The sequence below is a fragment of the Roseicyclus amphidinii genome, assembly GCF_030163755.1.
Lineage (GTDB): Bacteria > Pseudomonadota > Alphaproteobacteria > Rhodobacterales > Rhodobacteraceae > Roseicyclus > Roseicyclus amphidinii.
Genome location: NZ_JASJOE010000003.1, coordinates 96,048 through 119,382, shown reverse-complemented (window position 1 = coordinate 119,382; position 23,335 = coordinate 96,048). Strand labels below are relative to the sequence as shown.

The 23,335-nt window shown below is 68.7% G+C and carries 20 protein-coding genes; 7 read left to right on the top strand and 13 right to left on the bottom strand.

The window, feature by feature from the left end:
* The 5 genes from QQK83_RS02185 to ntrX form a co-directional block, all read left to right on the top strand.
* A partial coding sequence (locus tag QQK83_RS02185) for a tRNA-dihydrouridine synthase (protein ID WP_284261244.1) occupies positions 1 to 373 on the top strand: 373 nt, incomplete at its 5' end.
* Entirely contained in the window at positions 370 to 1,437 is a 1,068-nt protein-coding gene (locus tag QQK83_RS02180) for a two-component system sensor histidine kinase NtrB (RefSeq protein WP_284261243.1), read from the top strand. The genes QQK83_RS02185 and QQK83_RS02180, both read left to right, overlap by 4 nt.
* Positions 1,438 to 1,484: 47 nt before the next feature.
* A complete protein-coding gene (locus tag QQK83_RS02175) occupies positions 1,485 to 2,873 on the top strand; it encodes a response regulator (protein WP_284261241.1) in 1,389 nt (462 codons plus the stop codon).
* A 69-nt stretch (positions 2,874 to 2,942) separates the two neighbouring features.
* A complete protein-coding gene (locus QQK83_RS02170) occupies positions 2,943 to 5,192 on the top strand; it encodes a sensor histidine kinase NtrY-like (protein WP_417750327.1) in 2,250 nt (749 codons plus the stop codon).
* On the top strand, positions 5,189 to 6,592 hold the full coding sequence (gene ntrX / locus QQK83_RS02165) for a nitrogen assimilation response regulator NtrX (protein ID WP_284261239.1): 1,404 nt from the start codon (positions 5,189 to 5,191) through the stop codon (positions 6,590 to 6,592). The genes QQK83_RS02170 and ntrX overlap by 4 nt, the downstream gene beginning before the upstream one ends.
* A gap of 27 nt (positions 6,593 to 6,619) precedes the next feature.
* Here ntrX and QQK83_RS02160 read toward each other — a convergent pair whose 3' ends face one another.
* From QQK83_RS02160 to QQK83_RS02135, 6 genes are all read right to left on the bottom strand, one after another.
* Entirely contained in the window at positions 6,620 to 7,081 is a 462-nt protein-coding gene (locus QQK83_RS02160; RefSeq protein WP_284261238.1) for a hypothetical protein, read from the bottom strand.
* 63 nt (positions 7,082 to 7,144) lie between these two features.
* Positions 7,145 to 8,311, bottom strand: coding sequence for a cytochrome P450 (locus tag QQK83_RS02155; RefSeq protein ID WP_284261237.1), 1,167 nt, complete (start codon positions 8,309 to 8,311; stop codon positions 7,145 to 7,147).
* A gap of 125 nt (positions 8,312 to 8,436) precedes the next feature.
* Complete coding sequence (locus QQK83_RS02150) at positions 8,437 to 10,776, bottom strand: TRAP transporter permease (protein WP_284261236.1); 2,340 nt, start codon at positions 10,774 to 10,776, stop codon at positions 8,437 to 8,439.
* A gap of 145 nt (positions 10,777 to 10,921) precedes the next feature.
* On the bottom strand, positions 10,922 to 11,917 hold the full coding sequence (locus QQK83_RS02145; RefSeq protein ID WP_284261235.1) for a TAXI family TRAP transporter solute-binding subunit: 996 nt from the start codon (positions 11,915 to 11,917) through the stop codon (positions 10,922 to 10,924).
* A 255-nt stretch (positions 11,918 to 12,172) separates the two neighbouring features.
* Positions 12,173 to 13,564, bottom strand: coding sequence for a sigma-54-dependent transcriptional regulator (locus QQK83_RS02140; RefSeq protein WP_284261233.1), 1,392 nt, complete (start codon positions 13,562 to 13,564; stop codon positions 12,173 to 12,175).
* Complete coding sequence (locus QQK83_RS02135; RefSeq protein WP_284261231.1) at positions 13,561 to 15,447, bottom strand: ATP-binding protein; 1,887 nt, start codon at positions 15,445 to 15,447, stop codon at positions 13,561 to 13,563. The genes QQK83_RS02140 and QQK83_RS02135 overlap by 4 nt, the downstream gene beginning before the upstream one ends.
* A 179-nt stretch (positions 15,448 to 15,626) precedes the next feature.
* Between QQK83_RS02135 and QQK83_RS02130 the strand changes: the two genes are divergently transcribed.
* Positions 15,627 to 16,928, top strand: a complete 1,302-nt coding sequence (locus QQK83_RS02130) for a DVUA0089 family protein (RefSeq protein ID WP_284261229.1) — start codon at positions 15,627 to 15,629, stop codon at positions 16,926 to 16,928.
* 13 nt (positions 16,929 to 16,941) lie between these two features.
* On the opposite strand, the gene tpiA is transcribed toward QQK83_RS02130, so the two are convergent.
* The 4 genes from tpiA to QQK83_RS02110 form a co-directional block, all read right to left on the bottom strand.
* A complete protein-coding gene (gene tpiA, locus QQK83_RS02125; protein WP_284261228.1) occupies positions 16,942 to 17,688 on the bottom strand; it encodes a triose-phosphate isomerase in 747 nt (248 codons plus the stop codon).
* Between the two features lie 414 nt (positions 17,689 to 18,102).
* Entirely contained in the window at positions 18,103 to 18,447 is a 345-nt protein-coding gene (locus QQK83_RS02120; protein ID WP_284261225.1) for a TfoX/Sxy family protein, read from the bottom strand.
* Complete coding sequence (locus tag QQK83_RS02115) at positions 18,444 to 18,830, bottom strand: HesB/IscA family protein (protein ID WP_284261223.1); 387 nt, start codon at positions 18,828 to 18,830, stop codon at positions 18,444 to 18,446. Before QQK83_RS02115 ends, QQK83_RS02120 begins: the two co-directional genes overlap by 4 nt.
* Before the next feature lie 109 nt (positions 18,831 to 18,939).
* On the bottom strand, positions 18,940 to 19,302 hold the full coding sequence (locus QQK83_RS02110; protein ID WP_284261220.1) for an SUF system Fe-S cluster assembly protein: 363 nt from the start codon (positions 19,300 to 19,302) through the stop codon (positions 18,940 to 18,942).
* 144 nt (positions 19,303 to 19,446) lie between these two features.
* Between QQK83_RS02110 and QQK83_RS02105 the strand changes: the two genes are divergently transcribed.
* Positions 19,447 to 19,830 (top strand): DUF1428 domain-containing protein, encoded by a 384-nt coding sequence (locus tag QQK83_RS02105; RefSeq protein WP_284261219.1) that lies wholly within the window; start codon positions 19,447 to 19,449, stop codon positions 19,828 to 19,830.
* Here QQK83_RS02105 and QQK83_RS02100 read toward each other — a convergent pair whose 3' ends face one another.
* The 3 genes from QQK83_RS02100 to QQK83_RS02090 form a co-directional block, all read right to left on the bottom strand.
* On the bottom strand, positions 19,831 to 20,994 hold the full coding sequence (locus tag QQK83_RS02100) for a hypothetical protein (protein WP_284261217.1): 1,164 nt from the start codon (positions 20,992 to 20,994) through the stop codon (positions 19,831 to 19,833).
* Between the two features lie 132 nt (positions 20,995 to 21,126).
* A complete protein-coding gene (rimK, locus tag QQK83_RS02095) occupies positions 21,127 to 22,515 on the bottom strand; it encodes a 30S ribosomal protein S6--L-glutamate ligase (RefSeq protein WP_284261215.1) in 1,389 nt (462 codons plus the stop codon).
* Between the two features lie 145 nt (positions 22,516 to 22,660).
* Positions 22,661 to 23,287, bottom strand: coding sequence for a cyclic nucleotide-binding domain-containing protein (locus tag QQK83_RS02090; protein WP_284261213.1), 627 nt, complete (start codon positions 23,285 to 23,287; stop codon positions 22,661 to 22,663).
* Between the last annotated feature and the right edge of the window lie 48 nt (positions 23,288 to 23,335).

Sequence of the window (23,335 nt, the reverse complement as noted above, 5' to 3'; positions counted from 1 at the left end):
CGCCGAGGTCTATTCCGACCTCGCCCCCCACCTCTTGCGCCTCGGCGTCGAGATGGTGGAGCAACCCCTGCCCGCCGGTCAGGATGACCTGCTGGCCGAGATCGCAGCGGCGCTTCATGGCACGCCTGCGCCGGTGGTGCCCGAGGGCGACGCGCTGGCCGAGATGGTGGCGCGCCATTACGAGGCGATGCTGGGCTTCTACGGCCGCGACCTGGGGCTGCGCGTCGCGCGCAAGCATCTGGGTTGGTACATGGACGAGGCGGGCACCGAGGCCGCGCTGCGCCGCGCCGTGCTGACCGCGCGCGCCCCCGACGAGGTGCTGGCCCGCCTGCCCGAGGCGCTGTGCCCTGCGGCCCGGAGGGATGCGGCATGACGCAGGTGACCATGAGCCTCTGGGCGTCCTTGCCGATCCCGGCGCTGATCTGCGACGCCGAGGACCGCATCGTCGATGTGAACCCGGCGGCGGAGTTGTTCCTGAACGCCTCCCGCAAAAGCCTCGACGGCAGCCCGATCTGGGACAAGATCTTTGTCGATGCGCCGCTGGAGGAGGCTTTCGCCCGCGTCCGTGACGGGGCCGCGCCCTTGTTCGTGAACGCAGTCGATGTCGGCACCGGCAGCCGCAAGCCCGCCTCCTGCGACGTGCAGATCGCGCCGCTTGCGGACAAGCCCGATCACGTGCTGGTGCTGCTCGAAAGCCGCGAGCTGGCCGGGCGCTTCGACCGCGCGATGTCCTCGAAGACGGCGGCGAAATCGGCCATCGGCATGGCCGAGATGCTGGCCCACGAGATCAAGAACCCGCTGGCGGGCATCACCGGGGCGGCGCAGCTGATCAGCATGAACGCCAGCGGCGAGGATCGGGAGCTGACAGACCTGATCGTCGAGGAGACGCGGCGCATCCTCAAGCTGCTGGGCCAGGTCGAGGAATTCGGCAATGTCCGCCCGCCCGATCGGCGCGCGGTCAACATCCACGACGTGCTGGACCGCGCGCGCAAATCCGCGGCCATCGGCTTTGCCGCCCACATGCAGATCGAGGATGACTACGACCCCTCGCTTCCGCCCACCTGGGCCGATCCCGACCAGTTGCAGCAGGTGTTCCTGAACCTTCTGAAGAACGCGGCCGAGGCCGGGCGGGCCGGCGGCACGATCCGGCTGCGCAGTTTCTACGAGCTGTCGCTCAAGGTGCGGCGCAAGGATGGATCGGGGGCCGCGGTGCCGCTGCAGGTCGAGGTGATCGACGACGGCCCCGGCATCCCGCCCGACATCGCGCGCGACCTGTTCGAGCCCTTCGTCTCGGGGCGCGAGAACGGCACCGGCCTCGGCCTTGCGCTGGTGAGCAAGATCATCGCGGATCACGATGGCTGGATCGCCGTCGACAGCGTGCCGGGGCGCACCGTGTTCCGCATCTCCCTTCCAGTCGCACCCAAGGGGGCGCAATGAGACGAGCCGCCCCGACACACGCACAGACAACCGGAGAAGGCTGACCCATGGACGGAACAGTTCTCGTCGCGGATGACGACCGCACCATCCGCACCGTTCTGACCCAGGCGCTGACCCGCGCGGGCTGCAAGGTGCATGCGACCTCGAGCCTGATGACGCTGATGCGCTGGGTGGAGGAGGGAAAGGGCGACCTTGTCATCTCGGACGTGATGATGCCGGACGGGAACGGCCTCGAGACGCTGCCGCAGATCACCGAGAAGCGGCCCGGCCTGCCGGTCATCATCATCTCGGCGCAGAACACGATCATGACCGCGATCCAGGCGACCGAGAAGGACGCCTATGATTACCTGCCCAAGCCCTTCGACCTGCCCGACCTGATGAAACGCGCCGCCCGCGCGCTGGATCTGAAACGGCGCGCCAAACCCGCCGCGGCGCTGCGCGAGGACAGCGCGGTGACGCGGCCCGGCTCGGCGCAGGAGGACCTGCCGCTGGTCGGGCGCACCGCCGCGATGCAGGCGCTCTACCGGCTGGTCGCCCGCGTGATGAACACCGACCTGCCGGTGCTGATCACCGGTGAAAGCGGCACCGGCAAATCGCTGATCGCCCGCGCGATCCACGATTTCTCGGACCGGCGCACGCTGCCCTTCGTGGTGGCCGCGGCCAGCGACCTCGAGGGGATGGACGGCCCCTCGGCCATCGTGGCGCGGGCGAAGTCGGGCTCGATCCTGTTCGACGAGGTCGGTGACTTCAGCGAGGAGGCGCAGGCCAAGATCGTGCGCATGCTCGACGCCTTCGGCGATGCCGCGCCGCGGGTCATGGCCACGAGCCAGAAGGACCTGATGGAGAAGATGGAGGCGGGCCTGTTCCGGCAGGACCTGTTCTATCGGCTGGGTGGCGTGACGATCAGCGTGCCGGCCCTGCGCGAGCGGGTCGACGACATCCCGCTTCTGGCGGCGCATTTCCTGGCGCGGGTGGAACGCGACGGGGTGGCGCTGCGCCGCTTCGCGCCCGATGCGTTGGACCTTGTGCGGGCCTATTCCTGGCCCGGAAACGTGCGCCAGCTGGAGAACACCATCAAGCGGCTGACGGTGACCAGCCAGTCCGAGGAAATCTCCAAGCCCGAGGTCGAGGCCGTTCTGGGCAACCAGCCCGCGATCGAGCCCTTGATGGGCGTGGGCGAGGGCGACAAGCTCTCGGCCTCGGTCGGCAAGCATTTGCGGCGCTACTTCGACCTGCATGGCGGCGTCCTTCCGCCCGCGGGGCTGTATAACCGCATCCTGCGCGAGGTGGAGACACCGCTGATCGAGATCGCGCTCGAGGCCACCGGCGGCAACCAGGCCAAATGTGCCGACCTCTTGGGCATCAACCGCAATACCTTGCGAAAAAAGATCACCGATCTCGATATCCGCGTGACTCGTCGGCGAAAGTTGATGTAAAACCGCAACAGTAGCGTGGCATGCGGGAGACAACCCGCACCGCAGCACGCACCAGTTGGGGGGCAGCCCGTGGACGATCCCGCGGACAGGCAGGTCGCCGGACCGCTCGACAGGGTCTGGCGGGTGAAGGACGATCCGAACGTGCGCAGCGCGGCGACGCTTGGCCTTGTCCTGCTGGGGCCGGTGCTGGCGCTTCTGACCTTTCTCGTGCTCGGCCCGCTGGCCGATCTTGCCGATGCGCCGGGCCTGCGGCTGATCCTGCTGGCGGATCTGGTCTATATCCTTGTGGTGGCGGCGCTGGTGCTGCGCGAGGTGGCGCGGATCGTGGCCTCGCGGCGCGCGCGCTCGGCGGGGTCGCGGCTGCATCTGCGGCTGACGGGCGTCTTCACCATCGTGGCGCTGGTGCCCACGATCCTTGTCGCGGTCTTCGCCACGATCACGGTGAACATGGGGCTCGAGGGCTGGTTCTCGGACCGGGTGTCGAGCGCGCTCGGCAACTCGGTGGATGCCGCGACCGCCTACAGCCAGGAACACCGCGACGACCTGTCGACCGACACGGTGGCGCTGGCCAATTTCCTGAACCTCAACCGCCGCGCCTCGGTGTTGCTGAGCGATGGCGACCTGCGCCAGATCCTCAGCCAGGGGCAATCGCGCATCCAGCGCGGGCTGGAGGAGGCCTTCGTCATCGACGGGGGCGGCGAGATCCGCGCGCGCGGCGAGTCGAGCTACCTGTTCGATTACGAACGTCCCGCCGCCGAAGAGCTGGCCCGCGCCGCCGAGGGCGAGCTGGTCCTGCTCGAGGATCGCGCCCAGAACGAGTTTCGCGCCCTGGTGCGGCTGACCGCCTTTCCCGACCGCTATCTCTATGTCAGCCGCGAGGTGGATGGCGACATCCTTGCGCTGCTCGACGAGACGCAGCAGACCGTGCAGCTGTATCGCCAGCTCGAGGCCGACCGGGGCCGGGTGCTGTTCGAGTTCGGGCTGCTCTACCTCGGCTTCGCGTTGATCATGGTTCTGGCCGCGATCTGGCTGGGCCTGTGGTTCGCCGAACGCCTGTCGCGCCCGGTCGGGCAGCTGGCCGGCGCCGCGCAGCGGGTGGGCACGGGCGACCTCGAGGTGCGCGTGCCAGAGGAGCGCAGCGACGACGAGATCGCCATGCTGGGGCGGCTGTTCAACCAGATGACCCGGCAGCTCAAGGGCCAGCGCGACGCGTTGATCGAGCAGAACGACGCGACCGAGGCGCGGCGGCGGCTGTTCGACAGCGTGCTCTCCTCGGTCACCGCGGGGGTGATCGGGCTGAACGAGGGCGGGCGCGTCGATTTCATGAACCGCTCGGCGCTGCGGCTCCTGCAGCTGGTCGAGCAGCGCGACAGCGGCCTGAGCCTGCAGGCCTGCGTGCCGGAGTTCGCGGCGCTCTTCGAGCGGCTGCAGAAATCCACCGCCGAGGCGGTGCAGGAGGAAATCAAGCTCACCCGCGGCGGCAAGCAGGAAAGCCTGCTGGTGCGCATGGCCACGCGGCGCAACGCGGACGGGCGGCTCGAGGGCTACGTGGTCGCCTTCGACGACGTGACCCAGCTGGTCAGCGCGCAAAGGATGGCCGCCTGGGGCGATGTCGCGCGGCGCATCGCGCATGAGATCAAGAACCCGCTGACCCCGATCCAGCTGTCGGCGGAGCGGATAAACCGGCGCTACTCCAAGGCGTTGGAGGGCGAAGAGAAGGCAAAGCTTGAAGAGCTGACCGGCATCATCGTGCGCCAGACCAATGACCTGCGCCGGATCGTCGACGAGTTCTCGAAATTCGCCCGCATGCCCGAGCCCGAGACGCGGGTCGAGAACCTTGCGCAGCTGATGCGCGACGCGGTGACCTTGCAGAGCGCGGGCCAGCCCGGCGTGCGCTTCGCTTTCGACATCCCCGAGACGCCCGTGATGGCCGAACTGGACGCGACCATGATCGGGCAGGCCTTGACGAACTTGTTGAAGAACGGCGGCGAAGCCATTGAAAGCTTGCAGGAAAAAGGCGCGCCTGACGGGCATGTGCCGCAGCTGCGCGGGGCCCTGAGCCTGGCCGAGGGGATGGCGGTCATCACCATCGCGGACAATGGCATCGGCCTGCCCGCCGACCGGGCGCGGCTGTTCGAGCCCTACGTCACCACCCGCGACAAGGGCACGGGGCTGGGATTGCCGATCGTGAAGAAGATTATCGAGGAACATGGCGGGACGCTTGAGCTTGTCGATGCCGAGCCGTTCGAGGACGGCGCGCATCGCGGGGCGATGGCGCGGATCACCCTGCCGATCTTGTCAAACGGGGAAGAAGAATGAGCGACATCCTTGTCGTCGACGACGAGCGCGATATCCGGGAACTGATCTGCGACATCCTGCAGGACGAGGGCTACAGCACGCGCATGGCCGGAAGCTCGGACGAGTGCATGGCCGAGTTGAACCGGGGCGCGCCGGGGCTGATGATCCTCGATATCTGGCTCAAGGACAGCAACATGGACGGGATCGACATCCTGTCCCATGTCAAGCGCGACAACCCCGAGGTGCCGGTCGTCATCATTTCCGGGCACGGCAACATCGAGATCGCGGTCGCCGCGATCAAGCAGGGCGCTTACGACTTCATCGAGAAGCCCTTCAACATCGACCAGCTGCTCGTCGTGATCCGCCGCGCGATGGAGGCGTCGCGCCTGCGCCGCGAGAACGCCGCGCTGCGCCGGCAGGACCTGCGCGAGGCCGAGATGGTCGGCAATGGCGTGGCGTTCCGCATGATGAAATCGCAGCTCGACAAGGTGACGAAGTCGAACGGCCGCGTGATGCTGACCGGCGGCCCCGGCTCGGGCAAGGAGGTGGCGGCGCGCTACATCCATGCCCAGTCGAACCGGGCCGATGCGCCCTTTGTCGTCGTCTCCTCCGCGTCGATCCAGCCCGACGAGATGGAGGTGCAGCTGTTCGGCCGCGAAAGCCCCGAACGCGGGGTGGAGCAGGGCCTGCTGGAGCAGGCGCATGGCGGTGTCGTCTATTTCGACGAGGTCGCGGACATGCCGCTGGGCACGCAATCCAAGATCCTGCGCGTGCTGGTGGACCAGAGCTTCACCCGCGTCGGCGGCACCGCCAAGGTGCGCGTCGATCTGCGGGTGGTGTCCTCGACCTCCCGCGATTTGTCCGCCGAGATCGAGGCGGGCCGCTTCCGCGAGGAGCTGTTCCACCGGCTGAACGTGGTGCCAATCGAGGTGCCGAGCCTCGAGGATCGGCGCGACGACATCCCCGAGCTGGCGCGCCATTTCATCGCCGAGTTCAACCGCGAGCAGGGTCTGCCCCTGCGCGAGATCGGCGAGGATGCCGCGGCGATCCTGCAGACGATGCGCTGGCCGGGCAACGTGCGCCAGCTGAGGAACGTGATCGAACGGGTCCTGATCCTGGGCGAGGGCACCGGCCCGATCGAGGCGGTCGACCTGCCGGGTCAGGCCGAGCCCACGGGCGAGGACGAAGACGGCATCGCGCTCTCGGCGCGACTGACCACGCTGCCGCTGCGCGAGGCGCGCGAGCTGTTCGAACGGCAATACCTGATGTCGCAGATCAACCGCTTCGGCGGCAACATCAGCCGCACGGCCAGTTTCGTCGGCATGGAGCGCAGCGCGCTGCACCGCAAGCTGAAGTCGCTGGGCGTGGTGACCTCGTCCAAATCGGGCGCACGACTGGCGCAGGCCGATGAGGAGGAGTAGCCGCTACTCAGGCGCGGGCCGGGCGTGTCAGATCGGGTTGACCACCATCGGCTGCCCGCCTGCCGCGGGACGGTAGAGGCAGGTCCCCTCGGACAGCGGCGCCATGACGAGGCTGGGGCGGATGCGCGTCTCGGGCTCGCAGAAGGGCAGGCCGACGCGGGCATAGCCGCGCTCGCCCATGCAGCCGCGGGCCGCGGTGCGGCGGATTTCGGCATTGGCGTCGACCGTGTAGGGTTCGCCGCCTTCGAAATAGCCCGGCTTGGTGGTGCAGGTGCCCTCGGCGTCGCAGGTGGTCTGCGCGGGCACGTAGATCCGCGGGGTGAAGCGCCGCTCGGCACGGACCGGATATTCGCGCAAGGCTTGCGCGTCGCATTGCGCCAGATCGGCGGCGCGGGTCGGCAGATCGACCCCCTCGGCGTAATAGACGGTGGTGTCCGCGCAGGCCGAGAGCGCGAGCGTGGCGATCACCAAGGCGACGAACGGGCGCATCCGCGCTCCCCCGGTCTGAAAGGTTGACACGACGCTAGCGCGGCCCTGCGTGTCTGTCCAGCGTCAGATCGTGACCATCAGCCGTTCAAGCCCATGGAAATGATAGATATTCGCGTAGCGGGGTTTCTCTGCCAGGCGCAGCTGCGGATGGGTCTCGAAGAGGATCGGCAGCGCGACCTGCAATTCGAGCCGCGCCAGCGGCGCGCCAACGCAGAAATGCAGCCCCGCCCCGAAGGCGAGGTTCGCGGGCCCGTCGCCGCGCGCGGGGCGGAAGGCCTCGGCCTCGTCATAGACGCTGTCGTCCCGCCCGGCGGAGGCGAGCAGCAGCCCCACCGTGTCGCCGCGGCGGAAGGTATGGCCGAAGAGCGTCACCTCCTCGTAGGCGGTGCGGGTGAAGAGGTGCAGGGGCGGGTCGAAGCGGAGCACTTCCTCGACCATGGCCGCGGGGTCGGGGCCGGGGCGTGCGCCGGTCTCGAGACAGAGCTTGATGCCGTTGCCCATGGTGTGAACCGTCGCCTCGTGGCCCGCGTTCAGCAGCAGGATGCAGGTGGTGATCAGCTCGTCCGTGGTCAGCTTCTCGCCCGCCTCCTCGGCGGCGATCAGGGCGGTGATCAGGTCGTCGCGCGGGTCGGTGCGGCGGCGCTCGACGTAGTCGCGCATGAACGCGGCGAAGTCGCGCGCGGCGCTGGCGGCCTCCTCCTCCTCCTGCCGCGTGCGGCGGGCCTGGTACATCTGCACCATGGCGTTGGACCAGCGCAGCAGGTCTGGGGCCATCTCTTCGGGGACGCCGAGCAGGCGGGCGATGACGATGACCGGGATCGGGCGGCAATAGGCCTCGAGCAGGTCGGTTTCGCCGGGGGCGATGCGGACGGCGAGCTCGCGCGAGAGGGCGGCGATCTCGGGGGCCAGCGCCGCGATCCGGCGCGAGGTGAAGGCGCGCAGCACGAGACCGCGCAGCCGCGTGTGGCGGGGCGGTTCCAGTTCCAGCATGGAATGCGCCTCGACCGCGTAGAAGGGGCGCAGGTGGTCGGGGATGTCGGGCTGCTCGATCGGCTCGCGCCCGAAGCGGCGGTCGCGCAGGAGCGTGTTGACGGCCGCGTGCGTGGTGGCCATCGGCATGGCGTAGTCGTCCCACCAGACCAGCGGGCCTGCGGCGCGGGCGCGGCTGTAGAACGGGGAGGGGTCCTGCACGAAGGCGGGATCGGTAGGGGATTGGGACAGGCGCTGCATGGGGGGCTTCATGCCATGCCGCCGCGTGTCGGGCCAGCGTGGGATTCCGTATTTGGGGAAAGGTGAAGGGGGGGCGGTGGCGCGTTAACCTTGATGCGGGGTTAACGCGCCACCGGGTCTTGTCGTCAGTCCGCGCCGCGCACCGGGATGGTGGCGTCGGGGCGGGGGTGGAAGAGCCTCTGGATGAAGTAGATGCCCACTGCTGCGCCGAGACCGACCAGGTCGGTGAAAAGCCCGCCCTCGATCATGAAGAGCGCCGCCACCACCAGGCCCGCGCGCAGGAACCAGGCGCTGCGCGCGCCCATGAACCAGCCCTGCACGCCCGCCGAGAGCAGGAACACACCGAAGGTTGCGGTCAGGCCGGCGCGGATCACCTCGACCCAGGTGCCGTCCATCAGCAGCGCGGAGTTGTAGAAGAACATGAAGGGCACGATGAAGGCCGCGAGCCCGATCTTGAAGGAGGCGACCGAGGTCTCCATCGGGTTTGCGCCCGAGATGCCCGCCGCGGCGTAGCTGGCGAGCGCCACGGGGGGCGTGATGGCCGAGACGACGGCGAAGTAGAAGACGAAGAAATGCGCGGTCAGCGTCGGGATGCCCAGCTGGATCAGGCCCGGCGCCACCACGCTTGCCGCCACCGCGTAGGCCGCCGTGGTGGGCATGCCCATGCCGAGCAGGATGGCGATGCACATGGCGAAGAACAGCGCGATCAGCTGGCTGACCCCCGCGAGGTCCAGCAGCACCGCCGAGAAGCGCGCGCCGACACCGGTGAGCGAGATGACCCCCACGATGATGCCCGCGCAGGCGCAGACCGCGATGATCTGGATCGACATGACGCCTGCCAGCTCGAACGCCTTGAGGATCGAGCGCGGCCCCATGCCCGCGACCGCCGCCTCGGGCAGGCTTCCCGGGAAAAGGCGGATCATCAGGACCGGCATCCACGAGATCACCGCCGCGGCCACGGTGGCGAGCGTTCCCGCCCGGATCACCGAGTAGCCGAGGAAGAGCGCCACGATCAGGATGATGATCGGCACGAAGAGGTAGATCTGCTTGAGCAGGGCCGCGAGTTTCGGCAGCTCGTCCTCGCGCATGCCGCGCATGTTGAGCTTGGCCGCTTCGAAATCGACCATGAAGTAGATCGAGGCGAAGTAGAGGATCGCCGGGATGATCGCGGCGATGGCGATCTCCTGGTAGGGGATGCCGGTGATCTCGGCCATGATGAAGGCGCCCGCGCCCATGATCGGCGGCATGATCTGCCCGCCGGTCGAGGCCGCGGCCTCGATCGCGCCGGCGGTCTTGCGCTGGTAGCCGACCTTTTTCATCAGCGGGATCGTCAGCGAGCCGGTAGCGACCACGTTGCCCGCCGAGGTGCCGTTGATCATGCCCATGAGACCCGAGGCGAAGATCGCCACCTTGGCCGGTCCCCCGCGCGCGCGCCCTGCGGCGGCGAAGGCGAAGTTGACGAAATAGTCGCCCACCTTGGAGGCCTGCAGGAAGGCCGCGAAGATGATGAAGAGGATGATGTAGGTCGAGGAGACCGCCGTGGTCGGCCCCAGGATGCCCGCGTCGGTATAGACGAAGCCGAAGAAGCGCTGCCAGGTGAAGGAGGATTGCACGGCGAGGATGCCGGGCAGCAGGTGCGCGGTGAAGGTGTAGGCGAGAAAGAAGCCGGTGATGATGACAAGCGCCAGGCCCGCGACGCGGCGCGTGAGCTCAAGGATCAGCGCAGAGCCCGCGGTGGCCGCGAAGGCCACGCCGATGGGCACGAAGGGCGTGCCGACCGAGTTGCGCGCGGCGGTGCCGTAGATCGCCACGAGGTAGATCGCCAGCACGATGGCCGAGAGCGCCAGAACGATGTCGGAGGCAGTGAACTGCCCGCGGTCGCGGCGCTCGAACCAGCCGGTGACGATGGCGCCCAGCGTGGCGATCAGGAGCGGGATGCCGAACCAGCGCACCTCGGTCTGGTAGATCTCGGTGCCGGGGAAGGCGGCCCATGTGGTCAGCCCGCCCATCTGCGGCAGCTCGCCCGAGTTGATCATGTTGAGAAAGCCGATGGCCGTGGCCCCCGCGACAAGCGCGGGGATCGCCAGCAGGCCCGCGAGCAGCGTCACGATCCGGTTGCCGGAGCGCGCGGGCGCGTCATCGGAAAACGCATGGGCCGAGAACAGAAGGTATCCCAGCGCCAGCGCGCCCGAGATATGGACGATGCGGAAGTTCCAGGTCTCCATCGGGAACTGCGGCAGGAAGGCCAGCTCGATCCCGGTCCAGTCCGAAAGTGACACGCCGTTCAGCGCGAGCATGTGGAACATGGCGTAGAGCGTCGAGATCGTGGCGATCACGATATAGGACGTGCCGGTGAAGAGACGGCGGTTGGCCTCGACCGGTTCCTCGTCGACGCCTTCCGCGACCACGACGCCCAGCGGGCCGTCCTCGGTCGTGGCGTCCGGCTTCTTGTCTTCGGTGTTCATTGGATCAGTCCCCCGCGGCCGAATGCGCCGTTCCGGTCATGTCTCGCTTGGAAAAAGGGCCGCGCCCGGCGGTTTCGGGCACGGCCCCGGTCAGGTCGGATGCGCCACGCTGCGGGCGCATCCTGTCAGTGTGCCTTGCGGGCGATCACATCGCGCCGTGGATCATGTCGTCCGCGATGTCGGCACCGGCGTTCTCTTCGAACCAGCGGGCCGCACCGGGGTGCCACATCATGACCGTGTTGCGGTCCCAGAACTCGGGCAGGGTCGAGGCGGCGGCGCGGTGGGTGTTCACCATGCGCTCGTTGTCCGACATCACTGCGTCGACGACCGCGTAGACGAAGCTTTCGGGCAGGTCGCAGTTGGCGATGGCGAAGTTCCACATCGACACCGAGCGGGCCGGGGCCTCGAGCGTGGTGTAGGTGTTGGCTGCGATGTCGAAGCCCGCGACGGGGAAGGCCTCGATGATCTGGGCCTGCTCTTCCTCGGTGAACTCGATGATGTTGATCTCGGTCTGCACCTCGAGCTGCGACACCGCCGGAACCGGCACGCCGGCCGCGAAGGCGATCACGTCCAGAAGGCCGTCCTGCAGCTGACCGCCGAGGTCGGACCAGCCGCCGTTGCGGCGCTCGAACTCGACGCCGAGGGTTTCCATCATCTGCGGGAAGTAGGTGTCCGAGGTGGAACCCGCGGGGCCGAAGCCGATGCGCGCGCCGGCCGGGATCTCGGCGACCGAGGTGATGCCCGAGGAGGCCAGTGCCGTGATCGAGAAGGGCGTCTGGTACATCGGGAACATCGCGCAGGCGTTGGTCATCTGCAGGCCGGGCGCGATCGGGTTGGTGCCGTTGATCGATTCGGCGGCGGGGCCCATGGTGGTCATGCCGAAGGGCAGTTCGCCGGTGTGGACCAGCGCCATGTTCTGCATCGGGCCGCCGGTGACTTCCGCGCCGCCCGAGACGCCGAGAACCTCGGACACGATGCCGGCCCAGCCGGAGCCGTAGCCGAAATAGGTGCCGCCCTGCGAACCGGTGCCGACGGTGAAGCTTTCCGGCCAGCCGGTGCGGTCGGCATGGGCGTCGGCGAAGGCCGCGGTTGCGGTCAGCGCGGTGGTCGCAGCAAAGGCAGCGATACGGGTAAAGGTCATTGGTCTCTCCCTGTTGAAAGATAAGCGCCCGGCTCCCTCCGGGCCGCTTGGAGCAGGTCTGTGCGGCGCGAAACCCCGCCATGCAAGCACTGCATGGCCGGTTTGCGCTAACAGGAAGGGTTTATTCGCGGGCGATGGGTGGAAACCGACCCAAAGCGGCCCGCGGCATGTTCCGGTTTCGACACATGGGCCGGCACGGGGCCGGCACTGGATTGGAAAGGGGCCGGCACTGGACCGGAACGGGGCGGGCGCGAGTCACTCTTCGCGGAAGGCGTCGCGATTCAGGCCGTGTTTCTGCATCTTCTCGTAAAGCGCCTTGCGGCTGAGGCCGAGCGCCTCGTAGCTCGCCTTGAGGCTGCCGCCATGGGCCGCGAGCGTCGCGGCGATCAGGGCCTTTTCATGGGCGGCCATGCTGTCGGCCAGCGTGCCGCTTGCGGCGGCCTCGGGCGTGGGGGTGGGTGCGCTGCCCGCCTCGAGGCCCAGCGCCATCCGCTCGGCGGCGTTGCGCAGCTCGCGCACGTTGCCGGGCCAGTTGCGCGCCGCGAGCCGCGACAGGACCGCGCCCGGCACCTCGGGCACGGGGCGGCCCGCGCGCCGCGCGGCGGCCTCGAGCAGGGCGAGGAACAGCATCGGGATATCCTCGGACCGCGCCGAGAGCGGCGGCAGGCGCAGGGTGACCACGTTCAACCGGTAGAGCAGGTCGGGGCGAAACGTGCCTTCGGCGGCGGCGGCCGTAAGGTCGCGCTTGGAGGCCGCGACGACGCGCAAATCGAGCGCGACCGCGTCGTTCGAGCCAAGCCGCGTGACCGCGCGTTCCTCGATCACGTGCAAGAGCTTGGCCTGCAGCCCCATCGGCAGGCTGTCGATCTCGTCGAGGAACAGCGTGCCGCCGCGGGCATGTTCGAACTTGCCGTAGCGAGCGCGGGTGGCACCGGGAAAGGCGCCCGCCTCGTGGCCGAACAGCTCGCTCTCGATCAGCTCGGCGGGAAGGGCCGCGCAATTGACCGCGACGAAGGGCCGTTCGGCCCGGGCCGAGGCCGCGTGAAGCGCGCGCGCGGCGACCTCCTTGCCGGTGCCGGTCTCGCCCTCGATCAAGAGGTCGGCATCGGTCCCGGCCACGGCGCGCAACTGCGCCCGCAACCCGGTCATCACCTCGGAGCGGCCCAGAAGCCGCGCGCCGATCGGGTCGTCGCCCGGCGCGACCGTGCCCGCCCGCAGGCGGCGGTTCTCGAGCGTCAGGCGGCGCTTTTCCTGCGCGCGGCCCACCGCCTCGACCAGCCGGGCGGGGGCATAGGGTTTCTCGAGGAAATCATAGGCCCCGTCGCGCATCGACTGCACGGCAAGGTCCACGTCGCCATGCCCGGTGATCAGGATCACGGGCAGTTCCGGGTCGCGCGACAGGGCTTCGGCCATCAGGCCGAGACCGTCCATGCCGGGCATGCGGATGTCGGTGACAAGGATGCCGGGAAAGTCGCCGCCGAGATGGGCCAGCGCCTCGGACGCGCTGGCGCAGGCGATGACCTCGAGCCCGGCGAGCATCAGCGCCTGTGTCGCGGCATGGCGCAGCGCGGCCTCGTCATCGACGAAGAGGACGGGGGCGGGGGCCTTGGCAGGGGCCGTGGCAGGGGCGTGGGCGGGGGCGGTCATTCGGCGGCCATCTCGGTGGGGGGATCGGTCAGGTCCAGCTCGACCGTGAAGATCGCGCCGCCACTGTCGTGGTTCGCGGCGGTCAGGCGGCCGTTGAAGTCGCGCACGATGTTGTAGGAGATCGACAGGCCAAGCCCCAGTCCCTGTCCGGGGGCCTTGGTGGTGAAGAACGGGTCAAAGGCCTGCGCCAGCGCCTCTTCGCTGAGGCCGGGGCCGCGGTCGCGCACCGACAGGCGGCAGCGCGCCCCCTCGGTCTCAAGCGCCAGCGCGATCTCGGGCGCGTCGCGGCCTTCCATCGCGTCCAGCGCGTTGCCGATCAGGTTCACGATCACCTGTTGCAGCCGCACGCGCCCGCCGGTGACCCAGATCTCGCCCTCGGGCGGGGTGTAGTCCAGCTGCGCGCGCGCGCCCTGAAGCCGCGGGCGCATCAGCTCCAGCGCATCCTGAACCACGGCCAGCATCGGCACCGGCCCGGTGCGGTCCATCGGGCGGCGGGCGAAGTTGCGCAGGTGCTTGGAGATCGACGCCATCCGGTCGGCCATGCCCGAGATCAGGCGGATGTTCTCGCCCGCCTCCTCGGTGCGGCCAAGCCCGAGAAACGCCTCGGCATTGTCGGCATAGGCCTTCACGGCGGCGAGCGGCTGGTTGAACTCGTGACTGAGCGCGGCCGACATCTGGCCGAGCGCGGCGAGCTTGCCCGCCTGCACCAGCTCGGCCTGGGTCTTGCGCAGCTGTCCTTCCGTGCGAGCGCGCTCCTCGACCTCGGCGCGCAGTTGCGCGTTGGCGGTGTCCAGGTCGCGCGTGCGCTCGCGCACCCGCGCCTCGAGCCGGGCCTGGTCCTCTTGCTGCCGGGTAAGGCGTTCGACCAGCCGGATGCGCCGCTGCCAGATCGCCGCGGCGGTGAGCATGAGCGCCAGCGCCGCAAGCGCCGCGATGCCCAGCGCCGTCAGCGCCTGCGTCCGCGCCGGGGCGGCGGGCGACAGGATCGACACGCGCCAGCCCGCCGCGGCGACAAGGTCGGTCTGCATCACGAAGACCTCGCCGCCCTCGGCGGGGTCCAGCCGGATCAGGTCGTAGCCCGTGTCGCCCAGCGCCGTGCGGCGGGCGGGCAAGGGGGTGAGACGGGCGATCGGGTATTGCCGCGTGGTGGCGATGGCCTCGAGCCCCACCTCGGGGACGGGGCCGAGGGTGCGGAAATGCCACTCGGGCCGGTCTGACATGAAGATCACGTTCGAGCTGTCCTGCACGATGATCGTCGCGGCGCTGTCGGCCCATGTCGCCTCGAAGGCGTCGAGGGTGAATTTCACCGCCAGCACGCCGGTGATCTCGGTTCCGTCGATGACGGGGGCGGCGAAGAAGTAGCCCCGCTCGCCCGAGGTGGTGCCAAGCGCGTGGAACCGCCCGAGGCCACCGGCCAGCGCATCGGTGAAATAGGGCCGGTAGGTGAAGCTGCGCCCGACGAAGGACCGCTCGCTGCGATAGGAGGAGGCGGCGATGGTCAGCCCGCGCTCGTCCATCAGGTAGACATCCGACAGGTCGAGCGCCAGCGCGGTCTGGCGCAGCTGCTCGTTGACGAAGGGCACGAGGCCCGAATTGTCGGGGTCGCGCAGAAGCTGGGCGAGGATCGGCCGCTCGGCCAGCAGGCCCGGCAGCGCCTCGGTCCGGCTGAGCGCGCCGCGCAGGATCTGCGTGGCAAGGTCCAGCGTGGCGCGGTCGCGGTCTCCGATGGCCGCCTGGTAGGCGCGTTCGAGCCGCGGAAAGGCCAGCGCGGCCAGCAGCACCAGCAGCGAAAGCCCGAGGCACAACGCGATGTGCAGGCGCCGACGCTGGGCTGCGGCGCTGGTGCGGATCGCGGGATGCGGGGCGGGTTTGGCGCGTGTCATCGGGTCGGCAGTATGCGCGGCAGCGCGGCGCGTGACCAGAGGCTCCGCGCGGCGGCGCGCGCCGCCGGCTGTCCCGTCACGGGCGCGGCGCGCCATTTCGCTGGCCAGCCGGGCCTCCGCCTGTCTAGGATCGCGGGCAAACGCCCCCTTTCGCCGGGGCTGTGCCCGAGGACATTGTCATGCGTAACCCGTTGCCCGCCACCGCCGTTCCCGTCATCCCCGCCCCCCGCGCGCCTGTCGCCGTTCTCGCCCTGCTCGCAGGTCTTGCCGGGCCTGCCGCCGCGCAGGGGATTTCCTGCGGCGGGGTGGGCGACGGCGCGCCGTGGCTGGGCCAGACGCGGGCCGGTTCGGATATCGCGGCGGCCAGCGGGCCGCTGGCGCTCGGCGCGGTCGACGTGCAGCCGGGCACGCGCTTTGCCGCGCTCTTCACCCTCGGCGCGCCGATGGCCCTGCGCCTCGAGGCCGCGCCTGCCGATGCCGCGGGCGACACGGTGCTGGAGCTGTTCGACGCCACCGGGCGGCTGGTGGTGGTGGATGACGATTCGGGCGGCGGGCTGGCCAGCCGGGCCGAGCCCGATCTGCCCGCGGGCGACTACTGCCTTGCCGTGACCGGCTTCGGCGGCGCGGGCGTCCGGGCCGATCTGCAGGTCAGCCGCCTCGAGATGGCGGCGCTGACGCCGGGGCTTGCAGGCGGTTTCGCGGGGACCGAGGGGCTTGCGCCCTTCGTCGGGGTGCAGCCCTGCCTGCCCTCGACCCCCGCCGTCACCCTGGGCCAGGGGCCGGTCGATGCGCAGCTTGCGCAGGGGCTGCGCGCCGTGGAGACGGCCGCGGCCGCCCCCTACTACCGCTTCACGCTGGGCAGTGCGCAAAGCCTGACGGTGCGGGCCGAGAACCCCGCGGCCGATCCCTATATCTACGTCTTCGACGCCTCGGGCGCGCTTCTGGCCGAGAACGATGATCATGACGGCCTCGACAGCCGCATAGATTTCGCCACGCCGCTGCCGGCGGGGGACTATTGCATCGGGGTGCGCGCCCTGTCCGACCCCGGCCTGCCGGTCACGCTGACGCTGGGGGGCACCGATGCGCGCGCGATGCTGGCCGAGCAATATGCCGCCGGAGAGGTGCCGCCGCCGCTGGACGGGTCATGGCCGGTCGAGGATCTCGGCCTTTTGCCGCCGCAGCTGACGCGCGATCTGCGCGTGTCGGGCGACAGCGCGACATGGGTCGCCATGGAGGTGCCGGTGGCGGGCCTGATCCTGATCTCCGCGGATGAGGTCAGCGACAGCGACCCGGTGATCTCGTTCTTCGATGCGGAGGGCGAGATGCTGGGCTTCAACGACGATGCGAACGGCACGTTGAACGCGCAGCTGTCCGCCCCGGTCGAGCCGGGGCGCTACATGCTGGCCGTGCAGCAATACTCGGCCGACTACCAGGGCGTGATCCGCGTCGGCATCGGCCGCTACGTCCCCGCGACGGAGTGATCCGCCGCCCGCCTCAGGCCGCTTCCAGCGCCGCGATGATGCCCGAGAAATCGGCGGCCTTGAGCGAGGCCCCGCCGACCAGCGCGCCGTCGACATTGGCGATGGCGAAGATCTCGGCGGCATTGCCGGGTTTGACCGAGCCGCCGTAGAGGATCGACATCGCCCCCCCCTCGGGGCCGAACCGGTCGACCAGCGCCGCCCGGATGGCGTCATGCACCTGCGCGATCTGCGCGATCTCGGGCACGCGCCCGGTGCCGATGGCCCAGACCGGTTCATAGGCGACCGTCAGCGTTGCGCCCGTGACGCCGTCGGGGATGGAGCCCGCAAGCTGGCCGCCAACCACCTCGAGCGTCACGTCGGCATCGCGCTCGGCCTCGGTCTCGCCGACGCAGAGGATGACATGCAGCCCCGCGGCCATCGCCGCCTCGGCCTGTGCGCGGATCGTCTCGTTGCTTTCACCGTGATCGGCGCGGCGCTCGGAATGGCCGAGGATCACGTGGCTCGCCCCCGCCTCGGCCAGCATCGCCGCCGAGATGTCGCCGGTATGCGCGCCGCTTGCGGCGGTGTGGCAGGTCTGGCCACCGACCGCGACCGGGCCGCCCGCGATGCGGCGGGCCATGCGCTCGATCAGCGTGGCGGGCGGGCAGATCAGGATGTCGACGCCCGGAGCGGGATGGGCAGCCAGAAGCGCGTCGATCTCGGCCAGCGAGGCCCCGTCGCCGTTCATCTTCCAGTTTCCGGCGGCAAGCTTGCGGGGCATTGGGTGTTTCCTTCGGCCTATCTGTCGTCCCCGAGGCTTTGCAGGGGCGGGTCGGAAGGTCAAGGCGCGGCGGCACCGGCACCCTTTGGTTCAGGAGCCGAACGCCACTAAAATAAGGTCAATCGTGCCGTCAGGACGAAGGCCGCACCGATGATGATTGTCCATACAATCGCAGATAAAAAGGCCGCGACCTTATTAAAGTAAATCCTGTCGATATACAGAAAATCCAGGATCGAGAGAAAGAATCGTCTCAACAATTGCGCTTCTCCAACTCTGCTACCCTTATTGAGGCTGTGTCCGGGCCGCGAATCCTGTCAAATCACGGAAAAGTCTCAAGCTTGGAGATGGCGGATAATCGGTGCAGTTGACGAGCAAGGCCATGACCTTGGGCGGTCGGTCCACAACAACTCTCCATTATTCTCCAATTTCCGCTTCAAGCGCCGCCAGCGCGCGCCGTGCCCAGTCGCAGGCGATCTCCGGGTCGTCAAGCGCCGCGTCGGGCAGGGTCCAGTAGGGCATCCGCGTAGGCGTGTCGCGCCCCTCGCGCTGGTAGGACCATTGCGTGCAACCCGCGGCCTCCAGCTCGGCCACGACGGGACCCGCGCCCTTCAGGAAAAGACCGCCGTCACCCATCATGATCGCGAAGATCGTGCCCTCGTGATAGAGGCAGAGGCCCCCCATCATCTTGCGCGTGGTGATCTCGCCCAATCCCGCGAAGAGGTCGCGCGCGGCCTCGATCTCTTCGGCTGAGACGCTCACTGGCCGGTCGCGGCGCGTTCGGCCTCCAGTTCCTCGACATCCTTGAACTTGATCGACTCGCCGCAGCCGCAGGCGTCGGTCACGTTGGGATTGCGGAACTTGAAGCCGGATTCGAGCAGCGTGGTCTCGTAGTCGATTTCCGTGCCGAACAGGAACATCTGCGCCATCGGCGCGATCATCACGCGCGCGCCCTCGACCTCGACCACCTCGTCATGGGGGTCGACCTCGGTCACGTAATCCATGGTGTATTCCATGCCCGCGCAACCGCCCTTCTTGATGCCGATGCGCAGCCCCTGGTGCCCGTCCTTGTCCATCAGCCGGGAAATCTGGCGGATGGCGGCGGGGGTGAGGGTGACGGCCTGCTTGCCGGGAATGCCGAACATGGGTCTGGTCCTTCGGGGGCTTGGGTCCTTGTCGTCAATGTAAGACTGGCGGTCCGCTGTCTCAAGGACGTCTTGAGGTCGCGGTCGCGGCCGTCTTGCGGGGGCCGGGTCACATGAAACCCAGCTCCAGCCGTGCCTCGTCCGACATCATGTCCATGCCCCAGGGCGGCTCCCAGGTGAGGTCGACATCGACATGCTTCACCCCTTCGAGCGGCTCGACCGCATCGGCGACCCAGCCGGGCATCTCGCCCGCCACGGGGCAGCCCGGCGCGGTCAGCGTCATGATCACGCGCACCTCGTTCTCGGGGTTGATGTCGATCGTGTAGACCAGCCCGAGGTCGAAGATGTTCACCGGGATCTCGGGGTCGTAGACCGAGCGGCAGGCCTCGACCACCTTGTCGTAGAGCGGGTGATCGGTGCTGGATGGCTGGATGAGGGGTGTGCCCTCCAACTGCGGCTGCGCGTCTGACATCGGTCCGTCACCTTCGGGTTATTCCTGAGCGAAGATATAAGGAAAGCGGGCAGGGGCGTAAAGGGCGGGCCGGCCGCGACAGGCTCGCCATGCGGGCAGAAAGCTGGCAGCCTCGGGGCCGTCCCGGCCTCAGGAGTGTGCAGGATGACGTATGTTCAGGGGTTTCTGCTGGCCGTGCCCGAGGCCCGCAAGGCGGAGTATCGCCAACATGCCGCGGCCAGCTGGGCGGTGTTCCGGCGTCTTGGCTGCCTCTCGGTGCAGGAGAACTTGGGCGTGGACGGGGAACCGGGCAAGCTCACCTCCTTTCCCCAGGCGGTGAAGCTGGAGGAGGGCGAGGCCGTGGTCTTCGCCTGGATGATCTGGCCCGACCGTGCGACCCATGACGCCGCATGGGGGCGGATCATGTCCGACCCCGCGCTTCGGGCCGAGATGGGCGAGGAGATGCCCTTCGACGGCGCGCGGATGATGTGGGGCGGGTTCGAGCCGCTTTTCGTGGCCGGCGACGGGGGCCAGCCTGTCGCCTGCTGACTAGGGCAGGGCGCGGGAGAGATCGACGCCGGCACTCCGCAAGGCCTCGATCACCTCGTTCAGCTCTCCCACGAAATTGGCCCGCGACAGCAGGTTTCGGACAGTCGGGTCGTAGATCGGCGTGTTGGGCGAGTCTTCCGCCAGCAGCGCGATGGACATGCCCTGATAGTGCCGGAACGCCTCGCGCCAGCCTGTCCCCCCGCTTCGCGTTTCGAGATCGGCGAGGATTGCATAGGTGTAGGCGGTCACGAGGTCCGGACGATCCGTGGTCACGGATTCGAGCCGTTCGGCGAGTTCCTGCGTGTAGCCGAGGGCGCGATTGCGCTCGGCCATGTTCGCCGCCTGCGAATAGACCTGCGTCTGGGACTCCATCCCGGCCGAACCCACAAGGAGCAGCATGGAGTTCCATGCTTCGCTACGCACGGTCTCGCGCGGGGCGTCGTCGCGCACCAGCACTCCGCTTTCGATGCGATACCTGATGCCGAACATGTCTTCGCTGGCCAGCATCGTCGCCCGATGGTCGGGCGTGGGCCTGAGGCTGAAGGCGATGGTGCGCAGCTTTGCGGCTTCCGCTTCGAACCCCATGCGCGAGGCGATGATGCCGGAATTGAACACCTCGTTCGGGTCCATGCTTTCCTGCAAACCGGCATCTATCGCGCGCTGCAGGAGAACGGCCGCCTCGAAATACTGCTCGTCGGCGGGGCGGTCGACACCATCCGTCGCGCTTTCCCCCCAGAAGCCGTCCTCCAGCTCGCTCAACCGCGCGTAGATCGCGGGCGGAACCTCGTCGACGGGGCCTGTCGCGGTCTCGAAGAAGCTCAGGCGCTCGAGCGTCGCCTGCAATTCCGCGAGATCCTCGGTCGCTCGTCGGAAGGAAGACGAAAGTTCCTCGATATCCTTGAATCCTTGGGTCCCCTCGGTGATGACGCTGTTCACGTATATCGTAACAGCTTCGCGCAATTCGACCCGGATCGCGTTCAGGCTGCCGTTGAAGACAAAGGCCAGCACACCGCCGGCGATGACGACCAGCGTGAACCCGAGCGATGCCGCCCAGCGGAAAAACCGGATCTGGGTTTCGTTGCGCTCGCTGAGCTCGCGCATCATCATCTCGTAGCGATGCTCGACCGAGGTCATCTGCGGTTTCGAACCGGGATCGTCGCCCATGTCGGCCCCCTCTTGCGAAGGATTACCCTACGTCAAGACTACCCTGCCGAGGGGTTCTACGGTCAATGCAAGGGGGCTGCCTGATGGCTGAGGCGTTGCACCTGCGCCATGGACATGGCTGTGGTCGTGGGGTCACGCCCCGCCGCGCCGCTTCCTGACCGGGGCGGGGCGGACGCGTTTCTCGATGGCGTCGTAGAGCAGGGCGGCGATGTTCTTGCCCGTCGCCTCTTCTATGCCCTGCAGACCGGGCGAGGAATTGACCTCCAGCACCTTTGGCCCGTCATGCCCGCGCAACAGGTCCACCCCCGCCAGCCCGAGGCCGAAGACGCGCGCCGCGCGGACCGCGGTCTCGCGTTCCTCCTTGGAGATGCGGACGGCCTGCGCGGTGCCGCCGCGGTGCAGGTTCGAGCGGAAATCGTCGCCGCCCGCGGTGCGCTTCATCGACGCGACCACGCGCCCGTCCACCACGAGGCAGCGGATGTCCTCGCCCGCGGCCTCCCGCACGAAATGCTGCACGAGGAAATTCGCGCGCAGGCCGCGGAAGGCGTCGATCACCGATTGCGCGGCCTTCTTCGTCTCGGCCAGCACCACGCCCTTTCCTTGCGTCGATTCCAGAAGCTTGATGATCAGCGGCCCGGACCCCACCAGCCCGATCAGGTTGTCGGTGTCCTTGGGGCTGGCGGCAAAGGCCGTCTGCGGCATGCCGATGCCCTTGGCGGCAAGCATCTGGTGGGCGTGCAGCTTGTCGCGGCTGGCGGTGATCCCCGCGCTGCCGTTGATGCAAAGCGTGCCCAGCGTCTCGAACTGGCGCAGCACGGCGGTGCCGTAGCTGGTGACGCCCGCGCCGATGCGCGGGATCACCGCGTCGTAGCGCGGCAGGCGTTTGCCGTCGTAATGCACCTCGGGGGCCAGCGCGTTGATCGCCATGTAGCAGCGGGTGGTGTCGATCACCTCGACCGTGTGGCCGCGGGCCTCGCCCTCGGTGACGATGCGGCGGGTCGAGAAATTGTCCTCGCGGCTCAGGACCGCGATGCGCAGGGACCGGTGCGGGGCGGCAAGCTTGACCTCGGCGGTATGGTAGACCTCGTAGCTCAGGCGCGGCTGGCAGAAGCTTTCGGTGGGGCTGACACGCCAGTCGGGCTGGATCGCCTGCCGCCCGATCAGCATCCGGTAGGCCATGTTGGTGCGGTCGGTCAGCGTGACCTCGACCGGCACCTCGGCCTCGCCGATGCGCAGCGCGGTCTCGATGACGTAGCGCAGCTCGCTCTCGCCGTTGGACGAGGTCACCTCGCGCCGGTCCTTGATCGGGGCCGAGCAGGCGATGGTCAGGTCGGTGCGCCCCGGCACCGGATGCACGGCAAAGCGCAGCTTGGGCCGGTTGGCGGGGCCGAAGGGTTCGATGTCGAAGGCATGCAGCGCCGAGGTGCGCGCTCCGGTGTCGACCTTGGCCTTGAGCGCAGGCAGGCCGAGACCGGGCAGGGCGATCCATTCCTCCCAGCCGAGGATCAATCCTTCGGTCATCTTCAAGCCTTCCGTGTGCCTGTCATCGGACCCTGTCGGTCCTGTTGGTCCTGTTGGTCCGTGCGCCACCGCTATGGGCGACTCGCGGGTGTTCAGCGCGGCGCGTAGCACGGCTTCGTGACGGTTTGACAGGGGCGTTGCCGCGTCAGCCGTCGTGCCCCGCGGCGGGCGGGGTCAGCCTGACCGGGGCAGGCGCGGGCGCGATCCGGTCGGCCAGAAGCCGGGTCAGGGACAACCCGATATCGGGCTGCGTGTGACACAGGCGCAGGATGGTGTCGCGCTCGATCAGGCACAGCGTGCCCGCCCGTTTCATCACCGCGCTTGCGACCCGCCGACCCTCGCGGTTGAACAGCCCCACCTCGCCGAACAGCTGGCCCGGCGCGATCTCGGCCGCGAACTCGGGGATTTCCACGAGGCCGCTGGCCACGAAATAGAGGCAATCCGCCCGGTCGCCCTTGCGGAACACCTCAGCGCCCTCGGCCATGGGGCGTTCGCGCATGTGGGGCAGCAGGGTCTCGACCTGTGGCGGTGTGCTCAGGGCGGTCTCGATCCGCCGTCGCAGGCGCAGTTGCTCCCACGCCCGATAGAGGTTGAGCGGCAACAGCAGCAGGTGCAGCACCACGATGGGCATCAGTTCGGCGATCACGCCATAGCCCGCGAAGGCGATGTTCGAGCCGATGGCCACGAGGCGCAGCGCGATCAGCGTCTTCATCCAGAAGGTCAGGAAAACCAGCCCTGCGGCCAGGAACCCTATGGCATCGACGACAGTCATGTTGATCCTTTCGTCTCGCCCAAGCCTACCCCGGCAGGGCGCGAGGTC